The 8,513-nt window shown below is 35.3% G+C and carries 11 protein-coding genes; 4 read left to right on the forward strand and 7 right to left on the reverse strand.

Translation table 11 applies throughout. The features are described from left to right. Positions 1 to 945 precede the first annotated feature (945 nt). From F6K13_RS08000 to F6K13_RS08010, 3 genes are all read right to left on the reverse strand, one after another. On the reverse strand, positions 946 to 1,071 hold the full coding sequence (locus tag F6K13_RS08000) for a hypothetical protein (RefSeq protein ID WP_287287167.1): 126 nt from the start codon (positions 1,069 to 1,071) through the stop codon (positions 946 to 948). 23 nt (positions 1,072 to 1,094) lie between these two features. Beyond that, positions 1,095 to 1,931: a bifunctional 2-polyprenyl-6-hydroxyphenol methylase/3-demethylubiquinol 3-O-methyltransferase UbiG gene (gene ubiG, locus F6K13_RS08005; RefSeq protein WP_124147669.1), complete on the reverse strand. Its 837-nt coding sequence runs from the start codon at positions 1,929 to 1,931 to the stop codon at positions 1,095 to 1,097. Positions 1,932 to 2,117: 186 nt separating this feature from the next. Continuing rightward, positions 2,118 to 2,588 carry a tetratricopeptide repeat protein gene (locus tag F6K13_RS08010; protein ID WP_124147668.1) on the reverse strand — a complete coding sequence of 157 codons (471 nt, stop codon included), beginning with the start codon at positions 2,586 to 2,588 and terminating at the stop codon, positions 2,118 to 2,120. A gap of 727 nt (positions 2,589 to 3,315) precedes the next feature. On the opposite strand from F6K13_RS08010, the gene F6K13_RS08015 reads away from it, so the two are divergent. Beyond that, on the forward strand, positions 3,316 to 4,047 hold the full coding sequence (locus tag F6K13_RS08015; protein ID WP_124147667.1) for a TIGR04283 family arsenosugar biosynthesis glycosyltransferase: 732 nt from the start codon (positions 3,316 to 3,318) through the stop codon (positions 4,045 to 4,047). Between the two features lie 196 nt (positions 4,048 to 4,243). On the opposite strand, the gene F6K13_RS08020 is transcribed toward F6K13_RS08015, so the two are convergent. The 3 genes from F6K13_RS08020 to F6K13_RS34975 form a co-directional block, all read right to left on the reverse strand. Continuing rightward, a complete protein-coding gene (locus F6K13_RS08020; RefSeq protein WP_153183510.1) occupies positions 4,244 to 4,447 on the reverse strand; it encodes a hypothetical protein in 204 nt (67 codons plus the stop codon). A gap of 187 nt (positions 4,448 to 4,634) precedes the next feature. Continuing rightward, the gene (locus F6K13_RS34970; RefSeq protein ID WP_124147666.1) at positions 4,635 to 4,877 is read right to left on the reverse strand and encodes a hypothetical protein; all 243 of its coding nucleotides are present in this window, start codon (positions 4,875 to 4,877) and stop codon (positions 4,635 to 4,637) included. Continuing rightward, entirely contained in the window at positions 4,814 to 5,005 is a 192-nt protein-coding gene (locus F6K13_RS34975) for a ribbon-helix-helix domain-containing protein (RefSeq protein ID WP_124147665.1), read from the reverse strand. Before F6K13_RS34975 ends, F6K13_RS34970 begins: the two co-directional genes overlap by 64 nt. 281 nt (positions 5,006 to 5,286) lie before the next feature. Here F6K13_RS34975 and F6K13_RS08030 point away from each other — a divergent pair, with 281 nt between their 5' ends. Both F6K13_RS08030 and F6K13_RS08035 read left to right on the forward strand, forming a co-directional pair. Beyond that, a complete protein-coding gene (locus F6K13_RS08030; protein ID WP_124147664.1) occupies positions 5,287 to 6,189 on the forward strand; it encodes a hypothetical protein in 903 nt (300 codons plus the stop codon). Positions 6,190 to 6,473: 284 nt separating this feature from the next. Then, entirely contained in the window at positions 6,474 to 7,082 is a 609-nt protein-coding gene (locus tag F6K13_RS08035) for an Npun_F5749 family FMN-dependent PPOX-type flavoprotein (RefSeq protein ID WP_124147663.1), read from the forward strand. A 31-nt stretch (positions 7,083 to 7,113) separates the two neighbouring features. Here the strand turns inward: F6K13_RS08035 and cysE are convergent, their stop codons facing one another. Then, positions 7,114 to 7,821 (reverse strand): serine O-acetyltransferase, encoded by a 708-nt coding sequence (gene cysE / locus F6K13_RS08040; RefSeq protein ID WP_124147662.1) that lies wholly within the window; start codon positions 7,819 to 7,821, stop codon positions 7,114 to 7,116. Between the two features lie 90 nt (positions 7,822 to 7,911). On the opposite strand from cysE, the gene F6K13_RS08045 reads away from it, so the two are divergent. Continuing rightward, complete coding sequence (locus tag F6K13_RS08045) at positions 7,912 to 8,070, forward strand: hypothetical protein (RefSeq protein ID WP_161564746.1); 159 nt, start codon at positions 7,912 to 7,914, stop codon at positions 8,068 to 8,070. Positions 8,071 to 8,513 lie beyond the last annotated feature (443 nt).

Consider the following 8,513-nt stretch of genomic DNA (forward strand, 5'->3'; position numbering starts at 1 on the left):
TCTTTCAATCACTCAAATAATTTGAAGAAGAAGTCAGGAGTCAGGAGTTAGGAATTAGAAACTAGGAGAAATAGTTCTTCTGTATTTATTGAGCTGAAGCTTGGTTTTTAGTCAAATAAACATGATGTGCAAAGTCTTTCAATCACTCAAATAATTTGAAGAAGGAGTCAGGAGTCAGGAAGGTTTAATAGCAAGAAAAAAAACTTAAATTTCCTATATATATTCATGCTTGGGTTTACACAAACGCGCCCCAAGGGAAATGATATTATACCATTTTGAAAAAAGAATATAGCGTTTATCAAATTAGTGATATAAAGTTTTTTTCTTTTTTTCTATCCCATGTTTCTCGAATTACTACTCCCTACCCCCTACTCCTTAATCCCTAAAACAAACGAATTTTGTACCTCACCAATATGAGAATTGCTATACTACTAATAATAAGGGCGATAAAAAGACTTTACAGAAGATGTTCCTGTGACAAAAAAAGAGAATTTCCCGCCTCACTAAAAACTGGTGTTTAAGCCATTTATTCTAACTCCTGACTCCTGACTTCTGACTTCTAAAAATGTCCCTTGAGCAAAAAAAGAGAATTTCCCACCTCACTAAAAACTGGTGTTTAAGCCATTTATTCTAACTCCTGACTCCTGACTCGGTCCTCCTGAATCCTTCTTCAAAATTACTTTTTTCCTAATAACCAATAGGAGACCATTTTACCGATAAATTGTGGGTATGCGCCTCCCCTTTTAAGGGGAAAAAATAAAAAAAATTTTCCTTTTAGTAAATCCTCTCCTTGAAAAGAAGAGGTAATTATTAATTATTAATTATTAATTATTAATTATTAATTATTAATTATTAATTAAAGTACAGTTATTTACTTTTGTTGTACTACTTAAGAGAGATCATAATCTAGATAGACTAAAAAATCAACTATTTGAGTTTACTAATTTATCTGGTAGTCCTGCATAGTAATGGTAAAGATATATATTTTTTAATTTCTCCTACACTCCCCACATTCCCCTCCTGGGAGGGGTTAGGCGTGGGTTCCCACACTCCCAAAACTCTCTCTAGCATTACTATACACCACCACCATTCATCTATGGAGTTTCCTTATTTTTCAAAGCCTTACCAATATACATAATTGACATATCATCATTAATATTAATTTGAAAAGAGCCAGTTTTTCGATATAACTGATAGTTAATAAAATTTGTTTTCCAGACTTGAATTAACTTCCGAATAAATATTTGTAACGACTTATCAAACTTGAGATTTTTTCTTAAAGTATTCAACTCTCCCAAGACAAAACCTATTTCTCCAAACAAATCAAAACCTTTCATTTCAACTTCAACAAAATCCAAAGATAACATCAACTCTTTCAACTCTTCTGGCAGAATAAATTTATCCCAATTATGAACCCCCTGGGGAATTAATCGTAATAAATTTTCCATCAACCAAATCATCATAAATCGAGATTGAAAATTACGATTTATCGTGTCATATAAAAAAATACCACCAGGTTTCAACACTCTATATATTTCTGAAACAACTTGACGATAATCAGAAACGTGTTCCAAAACATCCACACAAATAACAACATCAAAAGTATTATTTTCATAAGGCAAACTTTCAGCAATCCCAATTTTATAGTTAATATCCAGACTATTTTCACCGCTATGTTTTTGAGCAACTTCTATACATTTTGCCGACGAGTCAATACCATAAATTATTGCACCTCTCTTGGCCATAAATTCACAAGAAAAACCACCCCCACAACCCACATCCAAAACCTTTAATCCTTGCCAATGAGGAACATATCTATCGAAAAATTTAAACCTTGGTTGATTAAGATAATAAAGTGCATAAATTTTGGCATTTTTATCCCACCATTGATTAGCACTTAAGTCATAAAACTCTAGGTCATTTTTTTTCATTGTTATTAGGCATATTCAGAAAATAGGGATTAGGGAGTAGGGGAAAATTTTTGATTTATATAGTGCGATAATTAATTTAATTTTTTATTATCACCAGATGTCTCTTATATTTATTCATTAATTTTCAGAAAGAATTAATAAAAATTAGGAAAGCGATCGCTACACCTCTTCAGATCAATAATATATCTAACTTAACCTCGCCGTACATTCTAGAATTAACCTTTGATTTTCAATAGCATAAGGCTGAACTTCTAAAGCCTTTTTAAAAGCTAAAATAGCTTCTCGATATTTTCCCAATGCAGCATAACATAATCCTAAACCATGCAAAGCACCAAAATGAAAAGGAATAATTTTCACTACCATCTCACAATCTTTTATCGCCTTTCTATACTCTCCTAAAGTGTAATAAAGAACCGCTCTTCGATTCCAAGCTTCTGCAAAATCAGGTAAATCTTCAACTAATTTATTCAAAACTGCTTCTGCCTTAGCAACTTCTCCAACTTGCAGCAAATTTTCTGAGCTTCTAATTGCTTCTAAACCAGCAACACCTTTTTGTTCAAACCAAATCCGCCATAACTCACCCGTAGCTTTATTTCTAATTAATTCATCAGGATTTTTCAAGTCTTCTAGTAATTCTCTAATTGATGATTTATCCATAATATTAATAATCTTAATAATTGCTAATTGGCAAGGTTATCAAACAGTTTAATTCCTTGATGGAATAGCTATGAATGTAGAACTCGTATATGGAATTACTAATACCGTTTCACTAAAGTCAAAAGTCAAAAGCGAGTGCTAATTGGCGAGATTTCCTCAGAATTTAAGACGCACTCAAGACAGTCATAAGTCAAAAGTAAGATTTTAAGTACTTAAAATCTCTACTCTACAGTAATTTTAGTTTATTATTTGACTTAATTAGTTACCAACTATTTGTGACATTTTTTAAGTGAAATGGTATAACTACTAAATCTTATCATAATTTATCAAAATAATTGGGTTGCGTAACCCCGCCTTTTAAGGCGAAATATTTTTGGAGGCTTGCTCAAATCCCCGTTACAAAAACAACTTCTGACTTCTGACTTCTGACTTCTGACTTCTTTAAATACTTGCTATAATCTGACTTTTGATTGTACTGTTAGTTTACTTGACGTAGGTATTTCAGCTATATACTTACCACTTGTTCTATCCTAGAGAATTAAACTCCTTCTGACTTCTGACTTCTGACTTTTTACTTCTTACCGAGAAATTGTGGGTATGTGCCTCCCCTTTTAAGGGGAAAAAAGAAAAAAAAATTTTACTTTTAGTCAATCCTATCCGTTTTCAAGGAGAGGTAATAATTAATAATTAATTATTAATTGTTGAATTCTTCCTTCTTACTTAATTTATGCCCAATATTTCTATCATTATTCCTACCTTTAATGAAGCAGCTTATTTATCGCGTACCCTCAATAATCTTTCTGTACTTACTCCTCCAGCAAAAGAAATATTAGTAGTAGATAGTTACAGCGAAGACGATACAGTTTCTATTGCTCTCTCCTTTGGAGTTTCTGTCATTTATTCTCCTCAACGCGGACGTTCTATTCAAATGAATTTAGGTGCCCAAAAAGCAACAGGAGAAATTCTCTGTTTTCTTCACGCTGATACTATAGTGCCTAATGACTTGATTTCTATAATTTCCCAAACTTTGGCAAATCCAAATATTGTTTGTGGTGGATTTATTTCTATTATGTGTAATGCCAAAACTACTCGCTGGAGTATTGCCTTACATAACTATCTCAAAACTTTTTATGCTCCCCTAATTTTTCGCCCTCATCTATTTTTTAAAGGTTTGCGGATTTTGTTTGGAGACCAAGTAATTTTCTGTCGTCGTACAGATTTCTGGAAAGTTGATGGTTTTAATATTAATCTACCAATTATGGAAGATGCTGACTTATGTCTCAAGTTAGTTAAACATGGACGAATTTCTTTAGTAAATCGCTTTGTATATACTAGCGATCGCCGTGTAGCTAAGTGGGGAATTTTCAAAGCAAATTTTATCTATTTATTTATTGGTTTTTTATGGGGTTTTGGTGTCTCACCAACTTTTCTGAAACGTTTCTATCAAGATATTCGTTAAGAGACTGTTTATCAAAAAATACCGACCACATTACTGCGATCGGCTTCTTTGACTCTTTATTCTTCTTTGGTATTTGCTTTTAATTCCGCCTTCATCAACTCCAAAGCTTCAATCTCTTTAGCACATTTGACTATTTGTTCGTTGTACCAAGTAAAACAATTTTCAGCTTCTCTTTTCCTATCTTCCCAGGAGTTGATTAGGCGATCGAGAATTTTCCCAATTGTTCCACAGAAGAAAAGTTTAATTGAATCTCCCCTCTTCCAATTTTCTCCAGTAGAGCTGACCGACTCAAGCCCAGTTTTTTCGCTTGTTCCATCAACCCCTGTGCTGCTTCCGGTGTCACGCTGACTGAAAGTCCCATCTTGTACTGTCCGTGTTCCTTATGTTTGCTTTTCGGCATTCTCGTTTTCCATGATTTTCTTTTCTATATAGGATAGGACGATCTATATAAAATATTCTATATTTAATCTTGACAAACTTATAATTTTCTATATAGAATACTCTGGCAAACAAAAAACTGGCTTATGTATAATTTTTGACATAAAAAAAATACCGACCACATTACTGCGATCGGCTTCTTTGACTCTTTATTCTTCTTCGTTTGGGTCTTCCTCTTTGGCAGATTCGAGGAGATGAACCAACTCAACTTCTAAAGAGCGCATCTCCTCAAATACTTTAGATTTATGGGTATGATTTTCGATTAGCCGCTGTTCTAATCTTTTGCCATGTTCCTCTACATATTCTAGGTGTATAGACTGAAGAGTCCTTAAGCGGTCAAGAATTCCCCCAACAGTTGTTTTTGAGACCGTAATTCGGCCTCCTTTGTCCATAGCTCTATTAACTCGCTTTGACTGATTCCTAAAGCTGCTGATATTTGCTTCAAACGCTTCTTGGTTGTAGGGGTTACGGTTAAATGAATGCTGGCCTTCTTTTCCTGATGGATTGATTTTCTCGGCATTATATTTACTGCTTTTTTTCATTTTACATTCGTGAATAAATTTTACTCAAAACTCTTGACGTTTTTATTGTACGAACGTATTATATAAATAATCAATTAACAGACGTTATATTTTCAGGAGGTGAAGTCTAACAAAGCAGTCCAAACAGTTAAAACCTAATGCTTAACTGACATAGCCTTTAAATTTCTCAGTGACTATCTAATGGATATCTTTTGGGGTGAGGCAATAATGCTGCTAACTTCACCCCTTTCTAAGTAACCTAACTTTTTCTTACTTTTTTATGATTGGAAATTTATATGACCACAAATTCGAGACTCCTTTCAATAACCCAGAACTTCCCAACTGGGCAGATGGATATCTAGATAAATTTTGCGATTTGTTTTGGGACAATACCTGGAAAGAAGGCGATGAAGCGATCGCTTCTCTGGAAATAGATATGCTGGCCGACAGATATGCCTATATCAAAGAGGGCATGGCTTTGAGGGCTTTTCAAATTTATAAATTGTATAAAAATTTGGGGTATAAAACCTTCAAAGAGTATTGCCTTAAAGGCTTGAAAAAATCGGTCTATTACGTCAAACGAGTCATTAAAGCTGCTCAAATATCTTGGTCATTGATGCTGGAAGGATTTACCGAATTGCCAGACAACGTATCTCAAGCCCAAAAATTAGCCAGTTCTGCCAGTCAAGTTAGTGAGGAAGTTGATGAGACAGTGAGCTGTTGGCAAGAGGTTCTGGGTAAGGCAAAGCAAGAATCCAAACCCATTACAGCAAATTACATAGAAACTACTATTACTGGGGAAACTATACCGCCCCTCGCTACAGCAAAACTACCCAGAGACGTTTGGGATAAGTTAAAAGCTCAGGCCAAACAACAGGGAGTCAAGCCTGAAAAATTATTAGAAGATATTGTGGGGAATTATTTGGACCCAAAACAAGACTCTGACCCAGAGACTGAAGTAGAATCCGAGCCAGATTCTATAGACAAATCAAAAATCTCTATCTCTAAAACACCTAAGATTAAAGCCTGGGAAAAAGATTTACAGGATTTAGTCCAGGAAAAATATACTAACGAGGTTAACTACGACACAACCACAAACAGTTCCGCAATACCGGAAATTTTTCAATCAGATAGGGATATCTCCTCTGCCAGTAGAGGCCAAGTATGGCGACCTCCGACTTAAGGCCACTGGGAAAAAAACTTACTCCGATCATACTTATAAGAAATTGCCAATAATTCAGGCGTTCGCGGAGCGTGGCGTCAGCCATATTGCTCAATCGGAAAAGTCTCAACCAAAATCAAAACCACAGGCGATAGTTAATGTTGCTTCGGCCTTGGCCAAGTTAGAAAAAAGTTCCAGCACTTAAGACTTAATTTAGCGATCAGGTTATTTTTCCGGAGCGATCACCACATAATTAAAATTTAAGGATTAGTTAAACACAGAAAAAGCAAAAATAGCCAATAATCATGGAATTTCTTAACTTAGTAGAAGCAGAAAAACTAGCACCTTGGCGATCGCCCTTAGCCAGAGCTTTACATAGAAACCGAAGTCTAACTTATGCCCGTTATGTCCAATTAGCAACAGTCACTGCTGAAGGCCAACCCAAAAATCGTACCATCGTATTCCGAGGTTTTTTAGAAGAAACCAATCAGCTAAAATTCATCACTGACAGTCGTAGCAATAAAGTAGAACAAATCGAAAAAAATCCCTGGGCCGAAATCTGTTGGTACTTTCCCAAAACTAGAGAACAATTTCGCCTCACTGGGAAACTCTACCTAATCAAAGCAAATAATCCTGATCCTAAACTTGCTCAAGTCAGAGAAACAACATGGCAAGAAATTTCAGACAATGCTAGACAGCAATTTACTTGGCCTAATCCTGGAGAAAGTAAAGTAGAAATCGGTGCCTTTGAATTGTCCCCACCAAATCCTGCCTATCCCCTATCAAACTTTTATCTATTATTACTAAATCCAACAAAAGTCGAGCATCTAGAACTCAAAGGAGAGCCACAAAATCGTTGGCTTTATCAAATTGATAACTCTAAAACTTGGTCTACTCAAGATATAAATCCTTAAATTCCTTAGCCATAAAAAAATCTTGAATTGCTTAGTCTTGGGGATGACAGCTAGCATAATTAGCAGAAGATGCAGCGTCAGACTTAAGCACAATACACTGTGATAATTTACCTTGTAAATTTTCCACCTGTTGTTCAAGAGAATCAATTCGATCCACCAAAGCACGAATAACCTCAGCCTCAGAATCAGGCAAACTACCATGCTCTAAAGGATTTACCTTAACTCCAGAACGATATACAACTCTCCCAGGCACTCCCACAACAGTACAGTTAGAAGGAACATCCTTAAGTACTACCGATCCTGCACCAATACGAACATTATTACCAATATTAATATTACCAAGAACCTTGGCACCCCCACCAATAACCACATTCTCACCCAAAGTAGGATGCCGTTTGCCAGTTTCTTTGCCAGTACCACCCAGAGTTACTCCTTGGTAAATTAGGCAATAGTTTCCGACAATAGCAGTCTCTCCAATAACTACACCCATACCATGGTCAATAAAAACTCCTTGGCCCACAACAGCTCCTGGATGAATTTCAACCCCAGTCAAAAAACGGCCTATGTGGGAAATTAAACGAGGCAGGAAAGGAATTTTCAGACCGTACAAACCATGAGCTAGGCGATGAAATATTAAAGCCTGAAGACCAGGGTAGCAAGTAAGAACTTCCAACCAGTTACGAGCTGCAGGGTCTCTATCAAAGATAATTCGGAAGTCAGTTAGAAGGGTATTAAACACGAGAATTTACCATCTTTGCTTGAGCAGATCATTTAACATTATACTTAAGGGTGAATCAAATAAGTTGTTCAATTTTTTTCGGAAAATACTATGTCGTTATTCTTGATAACTGTGGTATTGTTCTTCAGTTGGTTATTCACTTCTATCTTTGTCTTGGAACCAATGGACTTCATGCAATGGCTGCATATTCCTCGATGGTTATTTCTGTCAATAATATTGTTAGTTGTTTCTTGGTGTTTAGGAGATTAATTATCGTCATTTATTGATGACTTTATTCTGATTATGGAATTGCATATTAGATATCAAGGATTTTCACTACATTTTGCTTTTGATGAAGCTCTAAGATCCAGTCTCATTAATTAGATGTCATAAAAATGCTTTTCTCTATTGTCTTTATTATTTCTCAAAATTATTCCTATTTTTTACTCTGTTATCCATGCTCCGGTATCCCTAACAATTTTTTTATTTGTAGGTATTTAAAAAAGAGGCATGATATAGCAATTAGATTCAACTCTTCATATTTTTTCTGTTATTATACCTCTTCCAATTTTAAAACTAAAAATTAATTGAAGAAGGAGACAGGAGACAGCTATACTGGAGACAGGAGGAAAATTACATGGGGATTCGCTCCCCCAAGTAATGCGTGAACACCCCCGTTGACGGTGGGGTATTAAACCCACAAAGAAAATGAT

The organism is Okeania sp. SIO2B9 (assembly GCF_010672505.1).
GTDB classification, from domain to species: Bacteria; Cyanobacteriota; Cyanobacteriia; order Cyanobacteriales; family Microcoleaceae; genus Okeania; species Okeania hirsuta.